The organism is Nocardia vulneris (genome assembly GCF_001613425.1).
In the GTDB taxonomy this organism is placed as follows: domain Bacteria; phylum Actinomycetota; class Actinomycetes; order Mycobacteriales; family Mycobacteriaceae; genus Nocardia; species Nocardia vulneris.
In genome coordinates this window covers 88,523-105,489 of sequence record NZ_BDCI01000002.1, presented here as the reverse complement: position 1 = coordinate 105,489, position 16,967 = coordinate 88,523, and the positions used below count along the sequence as shown (strand labels likewise).

Genomic DNA, 16,967 nt, shown 5'->3' with positions numbered 1-16,967 from the left:
TTCGGGAACTTGATTTCCGGTTGGAAACTAGTTTACGGTAGGAATCGCTACACCAACTCACAACCCTGTCACACAGGAGGAGTGGTCATGGGCGGCTTCAGCCCGCGGCCGGCGACTGTGGGGTGGTTCGATATCACCGCCAGCGATCCGGCGCACACCAAACAGTTCTACCAGGAAGTGTTCTCCTGGGAATTCACCCCGATCGGCAACGATTACTACACGATCACCGCGCCCGGCGCGGCCGCGGCCATGGGCGCGCTTCGCCGCGGCGACCGCGACGCGCTGTGGATCGATGTCGTCTGCACAGACCTCGCGACCACGATCCCGCAACTGGAATCGTTGGGCGCCAAGGTGATCGAGCCAGCCGCGGAAACCCCGGCGGGTGCGCGGGCCGCGGTCGTCGCCGACACCCGAGGCAACCGGCTCGGACTGTACGAACCGGCGAGCACCGGCGAAGCCGACACGACGCCCGCGGCCGCGGTGCCGAACGCCACCGCGTGGTTCGAGATCGGCACCCTGGATTTCGCCGTCACCCGGCAGTTCTACGAGCAGGCCTTCGGCTGGACCCACGAGCGCGACGAAGCCGCCGAAGGGGCGGTCTACTACAGCATTTCGGCACCGGGTGCCGCGGAACCGATCGGCGGCACGATGGACCTCTCGGCCCTGCCGGACGCCGCCGAGTACGCGATCCCGGGCCTGCTCGTCACCGACGTCGCCGCGTTGCTCGACCGGGTCGAGCGAGCGGGCGGACACCGCGTGACGGATCCCTTCGCCGATGCGCACGGCCTGGTCATCGCGCAGTTCACCGACCCATTCGGCAACCGGTGGACCTCCTTCGCGCAACCTGCCGCGCGCTGATCACCTGCCCCGGAAGGGGAGTCATGCCTTTCGCCGTATACGTGTTGGGGCTAGGCGTTTTCTGCCTCAACACCACCGAGATCATGGTTGCCGGACTGATTCCCGGCATGTCGAGCGACTTGGGCGTCTCGATCGCCGCCATCGGCTATTTGGTGTCGCTGTTCGCCGTCGGCATGGTCGTCGGCGGGCCCGTGTTGATCGTCGGCTTGTCCCGGGTGGCGCAGAAGAAGTCGCTGGTCCTGTTGCTCGCGGTGTTCGTCGCGGGACAGACCCTGGCCGCCCTGGCGGCCGACTACTGGGTGCTGGTCATCGCGCGCATCGTGACCGCGCTGGCCGCCTCGGCGTTCTTCGGCGCGGCCGCCGCCGTATGCGTGCGGCTCGTCGGCGCCGAACGCCGCGGTCGCGCGATGTCGGTGCTGTACGGCGGCATGATGGTGGCCCAGGTGGTCGGCCTGCCGACGGCGACGTTCATCGAACAGCATTTCGGCTGGCGGGCGAGTTTCTGGATCGTCGACCTGCTCGCCGTCGGGTGCATCGCGGCGGTGGTGCTGCTGGTGCCCGGTGGCGGCGGCGCCCAGACCTTGGATTTCCGCACCGAGATCGAGGCTTTCCGCAATCTGCGCCTGTGGGGTGCGTACGCCACCAACGCACTGGTCATCGGGGCGGTGGTGGCCGGATTCACCTACCTGTCACCGATTTTCACCGACGCCACACATTTCGCGCCCGCGACGGTGCCGGTGTTGTTCGCGGTGTACGGGATCGCCACGGTGCTGGGCAATGCGGTGGTCGGACGGTTCGCCGACCGCTACACCCGTCGCATCCTGGTCGGCGGGCTGATCGCGCTGACCCTCGTGCTGGTCGCGTTCGCGCTCTGCGTCTCGTACAAGGTGCCGACCATCGCGACGACCGTGCTGCTCGGGCTGATCGGGCTGCCGCTCAACCCGGCCATGGCGGCCAGGGTGATGTCGGTGTCCAACGAAGGAGCGCTGGTCAATACGGTCAACGGCTCGGCCATCAATATCGGGGTCGTGCTCGGCCCATGGCTGGGCGGCCTCGGGATCAGCGCCGGGCTCGGCCTGGTGGCGCCGCTGTGGATCGGCGCGGGCATGGCGCTGCTGGGGTTGTTCACGTTGCTGCCGGATCTGCGCCGGGGCGCAGGTCGGGATATGCGCCGGGGCGCAGCGCCAAATCTGCGCCGGGGCGCGCTGGACGACCGCCCGGCGTCCGTGCCCGAAGAGCGCGGGAGTATCCCGGCGGGCGATCGTTAAACCACTGGTGGGCACAGGATTTCGACAACTGCCGACAAACCTTCCCTGACACCGACTTTAGAGTTTCTCGAGCATCTTTTGATTGCCCCGGCCCGCGCGGCCGACCGACGATGGAAGCGCTGGGACGATCCCCTCCCACAGCTGCGATGAGGGGAATACCGCAAGCGTATTCGCGACGGAAGGGCATCCGATGCACGGGCTTGACATCGCGCCGAGATTCCACCACCTCGCCATCCAGACCGATGACGTGGACGCCACGATCGAGTGGTATCGGGAATTCCTCGGGGCAACGGTCGAATGGTCACTCGACAGCTTCTCGCCACTGACCCACGACCGGCTACCCGGAATCGAGAAATTGGTCGAACTGAAGCAGGGCGACCTGCGATTCCACGTCTTCGACCGGGCCGGGCACAGCAAGGACGGCCCCGACCCGCTCGGCTACCAGTATCAGCACGTCGGCATCACGGTGCGGCGCGCGCAGGATCTGGCGCGGCTGCGCGCGCGGTGGCTACAGGTGCGGGAGCAGGCCGATATCGCTTGGGCCAGAGACGATCCGCCGTCGGACATCGTGACCGACGCGGACGGCATGCAGAGCCTGTACGTGCTGGACCCGAACGGTCTCGAGCTCGAGTTCCTCTACTTTCCCGAGGCGGCATCGTGAGCGGGAATGGCCGATATAGGCCGGCGGGCCGGCAGCGCCCGCCCGCATTGCATCCGCGGCTGCTGTTCATGCCGTCGCTCGGCGAGCCGTTCGACGAGTCCGGGCCCGCGCAGGACGCCGTGCTCACGGCCCGAGATGCGCTGGAGTACCCCTTGTTCGGCACCGAACCGGTCGAGGCCGAGCGGTTGTTCTGGTACCGCTGGATCGCGGGCCACCAGATCTCTTTCCTGCTCTGGCGGGCGATGTGCGATGTGGTGTGCCAGTACCCCGACACGGTGCCGGGCGAACGGGAGCTGGACGTGCTGTCCGCCTGCATCGACGGCTACAGCGCGATGCTGCTGTATTCGTCCACGGTCCCGCGCGACCATTACCACGCCGACATCCGGCCGCGGATGGCGTTGCAGCATCCCGCGTTCAGCGGCACCTGGGCGCCGGACTACCGGCCGGTGCGCCGGCTGTTCCACGGCAGGCTGCCCTGGCAGGACGATCCGTCGTGCCGGGCACTCGACGCCGCGGTGGACCGAAACGAGTTGACGCACAGTCATATTGCCGATCATCTGGTCCCGGACGGGCGTTCGCTGCTGCAGCAGTCCGTAGGCGCTCCGGGCGTCAGCGTGTCCCGGGAGAAGGAAGACCTGTACGACAATTTCTTCCTCACCGTGCGGCGTCCGGTCAGCCATGCCGAATTCGTCGCCCAGCTCGACGCGCGGATCACCGAGCTCACCGTGGACCTGTCGCACCACGGGATGTATCCGATGGTCGCGGGCCGGCACCACCCGGTGGTCGGCGACCGGTCCGAGGCGGTGCTGCAGCCGTTGATCACCTACGCCGTCCAGATCGTGGACCGCGCGGCCCGGCTGGTATCGGAGATGCGCCTCGAGGGGGTGCGCCGATGAAGCACGGAGTCGTCCTACTGCCCGAGCACGAATGGAAGGTCGCCGCCGAACGCTGGCGCGCCGCAGAGCAACTCGGCTTCCGGCACGCCTGGACCTACGACCATCTGATGTGGCGCTGGCTCGCCGACCGCCCGTGGTACGGCGCGATCCCGACGCTCACCGCCGCGGCGACGGTCACCGAGACCATCGGTCTCGGGCTGCTCGTGGCGACCCCGAACTTCCGGCACCCGGTCGCGCTCGCCAAGGAACTCGTCACCGTGGACGATGTCGCAGGCGGCCGGCTGATCTGCGGGCTGGGTTCGGGCGCACCGGGTTTCGACGCGAGCGTGCTCGGCGGCCCCGACCTGGGCGCGCGCGAGCGGGCCGAGCGTTTCGAGACGTTCGTCGAACTGCTGGACACCGTGCTGGCCGACGGACGGGTGAACAGGGTGTCGCGCTGGTACACGGCCGCGGGGGTGGACTTCCATCCGCGCGCCGGCGCCGCCGGGCGGATGCCGTTCGCCGTGGCCGCGACCGGCCCGCGGGGTATGGCGCTGGCCGCGGGGTTCGCGCAGTACTGGGTTACGTCCGGGCCGCCCAACGACTTTCGCGGGCGGCGGCTGCGCGAGGTGGTGCCGGTGCTGCGCCGGCAGATGCACGGCATCGACGCCGCGTGCGAGCGGCTGGGCCGGGATCCGGCAACCCTGGGCCGGGTGTTCGTCGGCGATGCCGCGGTGGCGGGGATCACCGCCTCGCTCGCGGCCTACGAGGACGCCGCGGGCGAACTCGAGGAACTCGGCATCACCGACCTGGTGGTGCACTGGCCGCGCCCGGAGCAGCCGTATCAGGGCGACGAACAGGTCGTGCTCGAATTCGCCGAAAAGCATGTGCGGGCCGCATGATGCGGGTGACGACAGTGGATATGTTCGGGGCCGCGCCCGGGCGGGGCAGCGCGCTGGATGTGCTCGTTCGCACGGAGGCGAGCGCCCAGGACGCGGCGCAGACCGCCGCGGAATTCGCGCGCGGCAGCGATTCCTGTGAGACCGTCTTGGTCGACGAGTGCTCCCGGACGCGAAAGACTTTCGCCTCGCGGATCTTCAATGCCGAGGGTGAGACGCCGTTCGCGACGCACTCGCTGGCGGGCGTCGCCGCCTGTCTGGTCGGCACCGGCCGGCTCGCCCCCGGCGAGGTCGGCCGAGCTGCTGCTGCGGGCACCCAGTGGGTGTGGACCGACGGCAGCGAGGTTCGGGTGCCGTTCGACGGACCCGCCGTGCGGCAGGAGTTGGCCCACGAGGCCGCCGAGTTCGGTTGGGCCACCGGTGAATCGCATGCGGGCGGGGTCGGCCGGGCGTTCAACTTTGTCCGGGTTGCGGCGGATCCACGGGATATGCCGGTGCCCGACCTCGATCGCATGCGCGAGCTCGAGGTCACCGACCTGACCGCGTTTCGCTGGGATCCGGCGCGCCGGGAGGTGCTGGCCTGTGTGTTCGCCCCCGGTTTCGGCATACCCGAAGACGCCGGCTGCCTCCCGGCCGCCGCCGCGCTCGGGGTGGCCGCGCTGCAACTCGGTGCGCCCGATTCGGCGCCGCTGACCATCCGTCAGGTGACCCGGCACGGCACCGAGTCGGTCTTCGGCTGCGTCGGTTCGCTGCGGGACGGCGCTGCCCGCGTGCGCATCACAGGTCGGGTCTGGGTGCCCCAGGGCGACGATCAGAAAGCTTGGGAAGCATGACAATTCGCGACGATACCGATCCGCTCGCCGCGTACGCGGACGAGTTCGCCACCGACGGCGCCATCCACCTCAACGGCAATTCGCTCGGACCGCCCCGGCACAGTCTCGTGGGCGAGCTGGACCGTGTCGTGTCCGGCCAGTGGGCGGGCAGGCAGGTGCAGGGCTGGTTCCAGGACGGGTGGCTGGACCTGCCGCGCGCGATCGGGGACCGGCTCGCCCCGCTACTCGGCGCCGGGCCCGGGCAGGTCATGGTGGCGGGGGAGACGACCTCCACGACGCTGTTCAACGCGCTGGTGGCGGCCTGCCGGCTGCGCGGGGATCGGCCGGTGCTGCTGATCGAGGCGGAATCGTTCCCCACCGACCTGTATATCGCCGACTCGGTGGTCCGGCTGCTCGATCGGCAACTCGTCGTCGTGTCGCACGGGGAGTTCGATTCGTACCTGTGCGAGCACGGGGGACAGGTGGCCGCGGCGGTGACCGCGCCGGTGGACTTCCGGACCGGGGCGCGTCGCGCGATCCGGCCGATCACCACGCTGTGTCACGACGCGGGGGCGCTGTCGGTGTGGGACCTCAGCCACGCCGCCGGTGTGCTGCCGGTGGATCTGGATGCCAACGCGGTCGATCTGGCCGTGGGGTGCGGATACAAGTACCTCGGTGGTGGTCCCGGCGCACCGGCGTTCCTCTACCTGCCGACCAGACTGCAAGCGACGGTGGACTTTCCGCTGACCGGGTGGCACGGCCACGTGCGGCCGTTCGACATGTCGCCGGTGTTCGAGCCGGCCGCCGGGATCGAATGCGCCCGCACCGGTACACCGCCGCTGCTCAGCCTCGTCGGATTGCACCACGCGCTCGCGCCGCTGCTCGACGTGGGTATCGACGCACTGCACCGGCGCAGCGTGGCGCTCGGTGAGTTCTTTCTGGAATGCCTCGCGCAGCGCCGTCCGCCACTGCTGGATCGGCTGGCCTCGCCCCGGGATCCGGCGCGGCGCGGCGGGCATCTCGCGTTGCGAATTCCCGAGGCGGACAAAGTGGAACGCGCATTGGCCGAGCACCGCGTGCTCGTCGACGCCCGGCCGCCCGACCTGATCCGGTTCGCCTTCGCGCCGCTCTACGTGACGCACGAGCAGGTGTCACGCGCGGCCGAAGTGCTGTGCCACGCCACGGAAGGAGTGCTATGACCAGCGCCCCGGAATACCTCGTCCCGGAGTACGTCACCTACGCGCACATGGACGAACTGCACGCGCTGCAGCGGCCGCGCAGTGACGCGCGTGGCGAGCTGAATTTCATTCTGCTCAGCCACGTCAAGGAGCTGCTGTTCCGCGCGGTGATCGACGATCTGAGCACTGCCCGTGCCGCGCTCGAGCGCGACGACGTCGCCGACGCCTGCCTGGCCCTGTCCCGGGCGACCCGTACGCAGCGGGTGCTCGTGGCCTGCTGGGAGTCGTTGAACGGCATGTCCGTCGACGAGTACGTGGCCTTCCGCGAGGTGCTCAACGACGCATCCGGCACACAGTCCTTCGCTTACCGCGCTTTGGAATTCGTGATGGGCAACCGGCCGGCCCGGCAGGTCGAGGCGGCACACCGGGACGGGCATCCGGTGCTGCGCACGGAGCTGGCACAGCCCTCGCTCTACGACGCGGCACTGCAGCACCTTGCGCGCCGAGGCTTTGCGATCCCTGCCGCGTGCCTGTCGAAACCTGCTGCCGCACAGCACGAGCCGCTCACCGAGGTGGAGGACGTCTGGCTGGAGATCTACCGGGACCCGGTCCGGCATCGCGACGCGCACCGGCTCGCCGAGGCGCTGCTGGAGGTGGCCTACCAGTTCTCGCACTGGCGCTCCACGCACCTGCTGGTGGTCGAACGGATGCTCGGCGGCAAGAGCGGGACCGCGGGCACCGATGGCGCGCCGTGGCTGCGGGCCATCAACGAACACCGCTTCTTCCCGGAGCTGTGGACCTTTCGCACCCGGCTCTAGCGGTAATCCACGACAACGACGGTAAGGAACACGATCACGATGACGGAAACGCAGACCGAGCTCAGCAAGCCGGTCGATCTCACCTCGCTGATCCCGGTGCTGTTCGGCTTCGCCGCCTTCCAGCAACTGCGGGCGGCCTCGGAACTGCAACTGTTCGAATATCTCGACCTGAACGGTCCCGCCACGAGCGAGGATGCCGCGGCGGGCCTGGGCATCCCGCGCAAATCGGCGCGCATGCTGCTGCTCGGCACCACCTCACTCGGCCTGACCGAACGCGACGGCGACCACTACCGGCTCGGCGCGACGCCGGCCGCGGCGATGGCGGACGGCACCTGGCCGCTGCTGCGCAACATCATCGACTTCCAGCAGCGGCTGTCGTACCTGCCCGCGCAGGAGTACGCGGAATCGTTGCGCACCGGGAAGAATCTGGGCCTCAAACACCTGCCCGGCACCGGCGGCGATCTGTACTCGCGGCTGGAGCAGACCCCGGAGCTGGAGAATCTGTTCTTCCGCGGCATGCACTCCTGGTCGGAGCTGTCGAATCCGGTGCTGCTGCACCAGGTGGACTACACCGGCGTGACCAGAATCCTCGACGTCGGTGGCGGCGACGCGGTCAACGCGATCGCGATCGCCCGGGCACAGCCGGAGGTGAAGATCACGGTGTTCGACCTCGAAGGCGCGGTCGAGGTGGCCCGGGACAACATCGCGGCCGCGGACCTCGGCGACCGCATCGACGTGATCGCGGGCGATATGTTCGGCGAACCGCTGCCCGGCGGCTACGACGCCGTGCTCTTCGCGCACCAGTTCGTGATCTGGTCGCCGGAGCAGAACCGGACGCTGCTGCGGCGGGCGTACGCGGCGCTGCCGCCCGGCGGACGGGTGCTGGTGTTCAACGCGTTCGCCGACGACGACGGGCGCGGACCGCTCTACACCGCGCTGGACAACGTGTATTTCGCCACGCTGCCGTCCGAGGAATCGACGATCTACCCCTGGCGCGAACACGAAGAGTGGCTGCGCACAGCGGGATTCGCCGAACTCACCCGCATTCGCAGCGCCGGGTGGACACCGCACGGAGTGATCGAGGGGCGCAAGTCCGATGAGTGAGCGCAGCACGCTCGACCGCGAGTATTCCCCGAGCAGCGCCGCCCGCGACCCGGCGGGCACACTGCGCCGCTACCGGATGCGCAGCGACCTTGCCAGGTCCCGGCTGGACGCGCACATGGCCGTGCCGTACGGCGGCGGCCGGGGCGAACGCTGCCACGTGTTCCCGGCCGTGCCGCACGGTACGCGCGGGCCCGAAACGCCCGCCCTCGTCTTCGTGCACGGCGGTCACTGGCAGGAGTCCGGCATCGACGACGCGTGTTTCGCGGCCAGGCAGGCGCGGGCCCACGGATGTGCCTTCGTGGCAGTCGGTTACGGGCTCGCGCCCGATCGGACGCTGCCGGGCATGATCGCCTCGGTGGCCCGGGCACTGGCCTGGCTGGACGGTTCCGGCTCGCTGTTCGGGATCGACCCGGCGCGCGTGCACGTCGCGGGGAGCAGCGCGGGCGCGCATCTGCTCGCCGCGGCGCTGGCCGGCGCCGACGCGCCGCGGGTGCGCAGCGCGTGCCTGTTGAGCGGACTCTACGACCTGACCGAGATCCCGCGCACCTACGTCAACGACGCCGTGCGGCTGACACCGGAACTGGCGCACGAGTGCAGTCCGCTGCACATGCCGGCACCGCGCTGCGACTCGATCCTGCTCGCGGTCGGGCGGCACGAGACGCGGACCTACCTGCGTCAGCACGAGATGTACGCGGCTTACCTTGCCGCACAGTCGATCCCGGTGCGGGCGCAGATCGTGCCGGACCGCGATCACTTCGACCTGCCGCTGGATCTGGCGGATCCGTCGACCCCGTTCGGCCGGATCAGCCTGCGGCACTTCGGCCTCGGCGCAGGCTGTCGAGGCGCAACCACACCGGAAGGGACGGTGACATCAGCCCGATGACTCACTCGCCAACCGCAACACCGGTCGAGTCCGCCGACACGGACCGGACCGGGGCGGCAACCACCGACACCATCGTCGACGCGTTCGAGCGGGCGGCACGGGAACACGCCGCGCGCGAGGCGATCTCGGACGGCACGACCACCCTGACCTACGCCGAGCTGGACGCGCGGGCCGATCGGCTCGCGCGGGCGCTGCGTGCGCGCGGGCTCGCCCCCGGGGCGCGGGTCGGCGTCCATCTCGACCGTGGGTTGGCCACGTATCAAATATTTCTCGGGATCCTGAAGGCCGGGCTGGTGGTGGTCCCGTTCAATCCGGCCCACCCCGCGGCGCACAAGGACCGGATGTGTGCAGTCGCCACACCGGCGCTCACCGTGGTCGACGGATCGGTCGACGGCCTCCCCGAAGCCGAATGCGTGCCGGTGGACGAGCTGCTGGCCGCGGCGTCGGCGCAGCCCGGTACCCCGCTCGGGCTCGAGATCGATCCGGCGGCACCGGCTTTCGTCTTGTTCACGTCGGGCTCGACCGGCGCGCCCAAGGGCGTGGTGATCGCGCATCGGGGCATCGCCAGGGTCGCCCGGCATCTCACCGGGTTCACGCCGGGTCCGCAGGATCGGTTCCTGCAACTCGCACAGCCCGCGTTCGCGGCGTCGACCACCGATATCTGGACGTGTCTGCTGCGCGGCGGCAGGCTCAGCGTCGCGCCGCAGGAGATGCCGCCGCTCGGCGAGCTGGCCGAACTCATAGCGCGCGAACGCATCACGGTGCTCAACCTGTCCGTCGGCTTGTTCAACCTGCTCGTGGAGCACCATCCGCAGAGCCTGGCCGGGGTGCGGACGGTGATCGTCAGCGGTGACTTCCCGGCCGCGTCGCACGTCGAGCGCGCCCTGGCCGTCGTGGGCGGCGAGGTGCTCAATGCCTTCGGGTGCACCGAGAATTCGGCGCTGACCGCGGTGCACAAGATCACGCCCGCGGATCTGGCCGCGGCGCAGATCCCGGTCGGCCGACCCATGCCCACGGTCGAGCTGACGGTGCGGGACGAGGCCCTGAACGAATGCCCGCCCGGGACGATCGGCGAGCTGTGCATCGCGGGCGACGGCGTCGCGTCGGGGTATCTCGGCGACCCCGACCTCACGGCGCGAAAGTTCGTCCGGCACGACGGTATTCGGCTGTTGCGCACCGGCGATCTGGCCAAGCTGACCGAGCGCGGCGAGATCGTGCTCGCCGGTCGCACCGACCAGATGGTGAAGGTGCGGGGGTTCCGGGTGGAACCGCGCCATGTCGAACTCACCGCCGAGGAGTTTCCCGGCGTGCAGCAGGCGGTGGCACAGGCGGTGCCGAGCGGTGGCGCGGCCGGGCAACTCGCCCTGTGGTGCGTGCCCGCGCTCGACGCCGAACTGTCCGAGCTCGAGCTCACCGCCCACTTGCGCGAGCGGCTGCCCGACTACATGGTGCCGTCGACAGTGCTGACGTTGGCGGCATTTCCGCGCAACACGAACGGAAAGATCGACCGCCAGCGCTTGTCGTCGCTGCTCGCAGAGCAGACGGCGGACGGCACCGACGAGGCCGAGACCGGCGTGCCCGCGCCGGGCGAACCCCCGGATCGGATCGCCGCGGTGGTGCGCTCGGCATTGGCCGATATCACGAAAACGGCGGCACTCGAGCTGGACGCGGGCCTGCTCCAGAGTGGTGTCACGTCACTGCAATTGATCGACCTCGGGGCACGGCTCGAGGACGTGCTGGGCGTCGCGTTGGCGCCCGACGAGATGGTCGGCGCCGGCACCGTGCGCGGCATCGCCGACCTGATTCGCACCAAGCGAGCGCGAGGCTGACATGACGGCTTGCAATGAGTTCACGACGGTCGCGGCGCGGCGATTGCCCGCCTCGCCGGCCCAGCCCGGGATGTGGTTCGCCAGCGTCTACGGCGCCGATCCCACGGCCTACAGCCAGCCACTGGTGCTGCGGGTGCCGCTGCGGCTGGCGCACGGGGTGCTCGTGCGGGCGCTCGGTGTGGTCCATCGGGACCACACCGCCCTGCGCACGACCTTCGAGATGGCCGACGACGGCGATCTGCGGCAGGTGGTGCACGGCGAGCTGGCCCCGGCGGTCGACGTCCTGGACTTCCCGGGCGGCGACCCCGAGGAATGGGTGGCCGACCAGGTGGCCCAGGTAGCCGCAACCGAATTCGATCTGCGCGACGGTCCGCTCGCGCGGGTACGGCACCTGCGCCGGCGCGCCGAAGGTCGCAGTGTGCTGGTGTTCAACATCCACCACACCGTGTTCGACGGGCTGTCCTGGAAGCCGTACCTCAGCCAGTTGGAAGCCACCTATACCGCGCTGACGCAGGGTCGGGAACCGTCGCGGCGGGAACGACGGCAGTCGATCGAGTCCTACGCGGGCTGGTCCGATCTGTGCGCCGACGCAGCGGCGCTGCGGCATTGGCAGGCGAAGCTGGCGAATGCGCCCGCGGCACCGCAGCTGGGGCTACCGGGCGTGGGCGAGGCTCGGCAGGTGACGCGGCAGTTGATCCTGGACGACGACGTATCCGGGCGGGTGCGTGCGTTCTGTGCCGCCGAGGGCATCACCACCAGCATGTTCTTCATCGCCCTGTGCTTCGTGCTGCTGCATCGGCAGACCGGGCGCGACGATCTGCTCCTGGGTCTCCCGGTCTCGGTGCGCGGCGCCGGTGACGCGGAGGTGCTCGGGCATCTGACAAACACCGTGGTGCTCCGGCACCGGCTGGACCGTGCCGATACCGCCCGTGCCGTGCTCGCAGCCGTGAAAAAGGAAGTGCTGGAGGCGCTTCGGCATCGGCACACGCCGTTGGCGACGGTGCTCGGCGAGGTGCGCGCGGGCCACCAGGACGGTGCCGACGACCTGTTCAACGCGATGATCACGGTGATGCCCGCGGCCGCGCGTCGCTTGGATCTGCCCACCTGGGGCGTGCAGACCTGGGAACACGCGCCGGGCGGGGCCAAGTACGACATGGCGATGCTGGTGGACGAACTAGCGGACCGTTTCACCGTGGTCGTGGAGCACCGCACCGCCGCACCGGCGGGTGGGCAGTTCACCGAGTACCTGGCGCAGCGAGTCGCGACGCTGGTGGACAGCGTGCTGGCCGACCCGGATACCGCGGTGGCGGCGTTGCGCTGGATCGGTGCGGACGAAGAGCAGGCGATCACCGAACTGTGCGCCCGCCGCGGCGCTGCGCCCGACCTCGGCACCGAGCTGACCGCGGATCTCTTCGCGGCGAGTGCGGCTGCCGCGGCGGCGGATCCGGCGGTGCGTGCGGACGGTACGGAGATCTCGTACGCCGAATTGACCAGGCGCGCAGAGGCAGTCGCGGAGTCGCTGGTCGCCAGGGGAATTCGCGACGGGCAGCCGGTGGCGGTGCTGCTGCGTCCGGGGCCGGACCTGGTGGCCGCGATCATCGGCATTCTGCGCGCGGGCGGCAGCTACGTGACGCTCGATCCGGACCAGCCAGGGGAGCGGCTGAGCTTCGCCCTGCGCGACTGCGGCGCAACGATTCTGTTGCGGTCCGGCGACGCGGGCGCTGCGGAGTTCGAACTCCCGGCCGGCGTCGAGGTGCTCGACTACGCCGATATCGACGGCGCCGCAGCGACATTCGACGAGCCGCGCAAGACGCCGCAGGACACGGCCTACCTCGTGTACACCTCCGGTTCCACCGGCCGCCCCAAAGGCGTGCCCTTGCCGGAGATCACGCTGGCCAACCTGGTGCACAACCAAGCGCTCCGCTCGTCCGGCCGCGCGCTGCGCACATTGCAGTACATGCCGCCTGCCTTCGACGTGTTCGCCCTCGAGGTGTTCGGCACCTTGTGCGCGGGTGGCACTCTGGTCGTTCCGCCGGCGGCGGCGCGCACCGACTTCGAGGCGCTGGCCGTGCTGCTGGCGCGGGAACGGATCGAGCGGGTGTACCTGCCGTACGTGTCGCTGCGTGAGCTGGCCGCAGTGCTGCGGTCCGCGACGGTGTCGTTGCCGGAGCTGCGCGAGGTGTATGTGACCGGGGAACGGCTGGTGGTGACCGAGGACGTGCGGGCGATGTTCCGGCGGCACCCCGCGGCCCGGCTGATCAACGCGTACGGCCCGTCCGAGGCGCACCTGTGCAGCTGGGACGCATTACCCGCCGATCCCGGCGCCTGGCCTACCATCCCGTCGATCGGCCGGGTGGTCGCGGGCGTCGACGCCTACGTGCTCGACGAGTCCGGCACGACCGGCACGGCACAGCGGGTCCCGTTCGGCGTCGAGGGCGAACTGTGCGTGGCGGGACCGGTGGTTTCGCCCGGTTACCTCGGTCTGCCGGAGAAGACGCGCGCGGCCATGGTGCCGGACCCGTTCGTCGCCGGGCAGCTGATGTATCGCACCGGCGACGTGGTGATGCTGGCCCCGGACGGGCAGTTGCACTACCGCGGCCGCAAGGACGACCAGGTCAAGATTCGCGGGTATCGCGTCGAACCGGGCGAGATCGAGGCCGCCCTGGAACGCGAGTTGGCGGTGGATGCGGCCGCGGTCCTGGTCGTGCCCGCAGGTGGCGACCGCACGCTGCACGCGTTCGTGCAGAGCGCTACGGAGCCACCGCTGGACTGGCGTGCGCGGGTCGCGACGGTGCTGCCCGACTACATGATTCCGCGTCGGCTCACCAGGGTCGACGCGATGCCGGTGACGGCGAACGGCAAGACCGACCGGCGTGCACTGACGGCGCTGTGCGGTTCCGACGAGCGCGGTCCTGTCGATGCGAACGGGCCGCACTCGGCAGGGTCCGGATCGGCCGGGGCCGAGTGGACCGGTACCGAACAGGTGCTCGCGGAGCTGTGGACCGAGGTGCTCGGCGAGCGGCCCGCGCACCCGGACGCCGACTTCTTCGTGCTCGGCGGTCATTCGTTGCTCGCCGCGCGCCTGCATCGAATGGTCAAGCGGCGCTTCGACACCGACGTCGGGCTCGCGGCGCTGCTGAGCACGCCGACACCGCGCGGGATGGCGCACATCCTCGCCGACCGCACGGCGGCGGCCGGCCCGGATCTGCGCGCGGAAGCCGAACTGCGCGACTTCGTGATCGGTACCCGGCAGGAACCGGTCGATGGCACGGTATTCCTCACCGGCGCAACCGGATTCCTCGGCAGTCATCTGCTGGACGAGTTGCAGCGCACCGGGCACCACGTGCGGTGCCTGGTCCGCGCGGACAGCGTCGAGGAGGGGCGGGAACGGCTGCGGCGCGCCTTCCGGAAATTCGCGCTCGATCCGTCCGGGCTCGACGAGGTCGACCTCTGCCTCGGCGATCTCGACCAGCCGCGGTTCGGCCTGGGCAGCGGCTACGAATGGCAGGCGCGCGATATCGCGCAGGTCTATCACGCGGCGGCGCATATCAATTTCGTCGTGCCGTACCACACGGTCAAGCGCACGAACGTGGACGGACTGCGCCACCTGCTGGACTTCTGCGCGGTCAATGCCACGCCGCTGCGCCTGATCTCGACGATGGGTGTGTTCCCGCCCGATTCCGGCACCGGCCTGATCGGCGAGGAAACGGTGCCGGGCGACCCGGCCTCGCTGGGCATCGGGTACTCCCAGAGCAAGTGGGTCGGTGAGCAATTGGCGCTGCGGGCGCGCGCGGCCGGACTGCCGGTCACCGTGCACCGGGTCGGCCGCATCGCCGGGCACCGCCGGACCGGTGCGTGCCGGCACGACGACTTCTTCTGGTTGCAGATGAAGGGATTCGCGCTACTCGGCCGCTACCCGGACGATATCGTCGACGCCCCCGCGGTGGACCTGTTGCCGGTGGACTATGTGGCGCGCGCGATCATCCAACTGTCGGAGGGCAAGCCGGACAACGAGACCTGGCATCTGTACCACCCCGACGGGCTGGACTGGCCGACCATCCTGGAAACCGTGCGCGCGGAAGGGTATTCGATAGCGCCGACCAGCGGCGCCGAGTGGATGGGCGCGCTGGAACACGAGGTGGGCGACAGCGACGACCAACGGCAGGGCCTGGGCCCGCTGGTGCCGCTCATGCGCGAGGGCGTGATGCGGCTCGGCACGCACACCTTCGACAACGAAAAGTCCAGGCGCGCACTGGCCGACGTCGGTTGCCCGTATCCGCAGGCGGATACCGGCTGGATCCATCGGATGTTCGAGTACTTCCGCGCGGTCGGGGCCGTGGCGCCGCCCGACGGGCCGGATACGGGAGGAGACCACAATGACTGAACTGGAAATGCGCTCGGTGGTGATCATCGGCGCGGGCCCGGTCGGGTGCGCGCTGGCCACCCTGCTGCGCCGACAAGGCTTGCAGGTGGACGTTTTCGAGCGGGGCACCGAGTCCACGGGCACCGGGTCGGGGCACTCGTTCAATCTGACGCTCACCTCGCGCGGGCTCGACTGCCTGCCGCGCCCGGTCAAACGCCGGCTCTACCTGCAGGGCACGGTGCTGGCCAAGCGGATCATCCATCATCGCGACGGCGCGATCTCCACTCAGCCGTACGGGACGCTCTACAACCATCACCTGTTGTCCATTCCACGCGGGGTGTTGCAGGATCTGCTACGCGACCAGGCGCTGCGGGCAGGCGCGCGGATCCACTACGGCCTGGAGTGCGTCGGGGTGGACACCGGCCGGGCCGCGGCACTGCTGCGCGACCGGGACGGCAGTGCGGCGTGGGTCGAGGGCGATCTGCTGGTGGGCTGCGACGGTGCGCACAGCGCGGTGCGCGAGGCGATCGTCGCGGCGCATCCCGCGGAGATGTGGGTGACCGGCGATACCATCGCGCACGGCTACGCCGAGATCACCATGGACTACGGCGACGCCGATCCCACGGGCATGCACCTGTGGCCGCGCGGCGACCACTTCCTGCAGGCCCAGCCCAACCGCGACCAGACCTGCACCACCAGCCTGTTCAAGCCGATGACCGAAAGCGAAGGGCGCAGGCACTTTTCGGAGCTGTCCTCGGCCGCTGCGATCAGCGACTACTGCGCGACGCAGTTCCCGGACGTGTTCGGCCGGATGGCCGAGGTGGGTTCGGAGCTGGCGAGCCGCAGCCCGGGCCGGCTCCGGATCATCAGCTGCGCGCCCTATCACCACCGCCGCACGGTGCTGGTCGGCGATGCCGCGCACGCCGTGGTCCCGTTCTTCGGGCAGGGCATCAACTGCAGCTTCGAGGACGCGGCCACGCTGGCGAACCTGGTGGAGAAGTTCCAGGCGGCCGTCCGCTATGAGGGCGGCACCCTGGCGACCGTCGCCGAGGTGGTCGCCGACGAATACAGCGACGTACGGGTGAAGGCGGGCCATGCGCTCGCGGAACTCTCGCTGCGGAACCTCGAAGAGTTGTCCGACCACGTGAACAACCCGGCGTTCCTGGCACGGCGCGCATTGGAACGACGGCTCCACGAACTGCGCCCCGACCTGTTCACTCCGCTGTATCAGTTGGTGGCGTTCACGCACATGCCCTACGACGCGGCGCAACGCGCGCACCGAGAAGCGAGCGAGGTACTGGACGCGCTGTGCGACGGCCGTGATCCGCGCACCGAGCAGGACGCGATCATCGCCGAATTCCTCGGCTCGGTCCGCGGCACGTTCGGTGCGCACGAGCGGCGTACCGGCTGAGCCGGCCC

13 protein-coding genes are annotated in these 16,967 nt (G+C 69.8%); all 13 read left to right on the top strand.

The window, feature by feature from the left end; translation table 11 throughout:
* The first annotated feature begins 87 nt into the window (after positions 1–87).
* Positions 88–858 carry a VOC family protein gene (locus tag NVU01S_RS02490; RefSeq protein WP_043667674.1) on the top strand — a complete coding sequence of 257 codons (771 nt, stop codon included), beginning with the start codon at positions 88–90 and terminating at the stop codon, positions 856–858.
* Positions 859–881: 23 nt separating this feature from the next.
* Positions 882–2,126 carry an MFS transporter gene (locus tag NVU01S_RS02485; RefSeq protein WP_043667455.1) on the top strand — a complete coding sequence of 415 codons (1,245 nt, stop codon included), beginning with the start codon at positions 882–884 and terminating at the stop codon, positions 2,124–2,126.
* Positions 2,127–2,316: 190 nt separating this feature from the next.
* On the top strand, positions 2,317–2,787 hold the full coding sequence (locus tag NVU01S_RS02480) for a VOC family protein (protein ID WP_043667453.1): 471 nt from the start codon (positions 2,317–2,319) through the stop codon (positions 2,785–2,787).
* Positions 2,784–3,683 (top strand): 3-methyl-L-tyrosine peroxygenase-related protein, encoded by a 900-nt coding sequence (locus NVU01S_RS02475; RefSeq protein ID WP_244467175.1) that lies wholly within the window; start codon positions 2,784–2,786, stop codon positions 3,681–3,683. Before NVU01S_RS02480 ends, NVU01S_RS02475 begins: the two co-directional genes overlap by 4 nt.
* On the top strand, positions 3,680–4,564 hold the full coding sequence (locus NVU01S_RS02470) for an LLM class flavin-dependent oxidoreductase (protein ID WP_043667448.1): 885 nt from the start codon (positions 3,680–3,682) through the stop codon (positions 4,562–4,564). The genes NVU01S_RS02475 and NVU01S_RS02470 overlap by 4 nt, the downstream gene beginning before the upstream one ends.
* Positions 4,564–5,394 (top strand): PhzF family phenazine biosynthesis protein, encoded by an 831-nt coding sequence (locus NVU01S_RS02465; RefSeq protein WP_244467183.1) that lies wholly within the window; start codon positions 4,564–4,566, stop codon positions 5,392–5,394. Before NVU01S_RS02470 ends, NVU01S_RS02465 begins: the two co-directional genes overlap by 1 nt.
* Complete coding sequence (locus NVU01S_RS02460) at positions 5,391–6,572, top strand: aminotransferase class V-fold PLP-dependent enzyme (RefSeq protein ID WP_043667442.1); 1,182 nt, start codon at positions 5,391–5,393, stop codon at positions 6,570–6,572. Before NVU01S_RS02465 ends, NVU01S_RS02460 begins: the two co-directional genes overlap by 4 nt.
* Positions 6,569–7,369, top strand: coding sequence for a tryptophan 2,3-dioxygenase (locus NVU01S_RS02455; protein ID WP_043667440.1), 801 nt, complete (start codon positions 6,569–6,571; stop codon positions 7,367–7,369). The genes NVU01S_RS02460 and NVU01S_RS02455 overlap by 4 nt, the downstream gene beginning before the upstream one ends.
* A 39-nt stretch (positions 7,370–7,408) precedes the next feature.
* Positions 7,409–8,473: a methyltransferase gene (locus NVU01S_RS02450; RefSeq protein ID WP_043667437.1), complete on the top strand. Its 1,065-nt coding sequence runs from the start codon at positions 7,409–7,411 to the stop codon at positions 8,471–8,473.
* Positions 8,466–9,356, top strand: coding sequence for an alpha/beta hydrolase (locus tag NVU01S_RS02445; RefSeq protein WP_043667435.1), 891 nt, complete (start codon positions 8,466–8,468; stop codon positions 9,354–9,356). Before NVU01S_RS02450 ends, NVU01S_RS02445 begins: the two co-directional genes overlap by 8 nt.
* Positions 9,353–11,185, top strand: coding sequence for a non-ribosomal peptide synthetase (locus NVU01S_RS02440; protein ID WP_043667432.1), 1,833 nt, complete (start codon positions 9,353–9,355; stop codon positions 11,183–11,185). The genes NVU01S_RS02445 and NVU01S_RS02440 overlap by 4 nt, the downstream gene beginning before the upstream one ends.
* A gap of 1 nt (position 11,186) precedes the next feature.
* Positions 11,187–15,569 (top strand): non-ribosomal peptide synthetase family protein, encoded by a 4,383-nt coding sequence (locus NVU01S_RS02435; protein WP_082031943.1) that lies wholly within the window; start codon positions 11,187–11,189, stop codon positions 15,567–15,569.
* On the top strand, positions 15,562–16,959 hold the full coding sequence (locus NVU01S_RS02430; RefSeq protein WP_043667430.1) for an FAD-dependent oxidoreductase: 1,398 nt from the start codon (positions 15,562–15,564) through the stop codon (positions 16,957–16,959). Before NVU01S_RS02435 ends, NVU01S_RS02430 begins: the two co-directional genes overlap by 8 nt.
* Positions 16,960–16,967 lie beyond the last annotated feature (8 nt).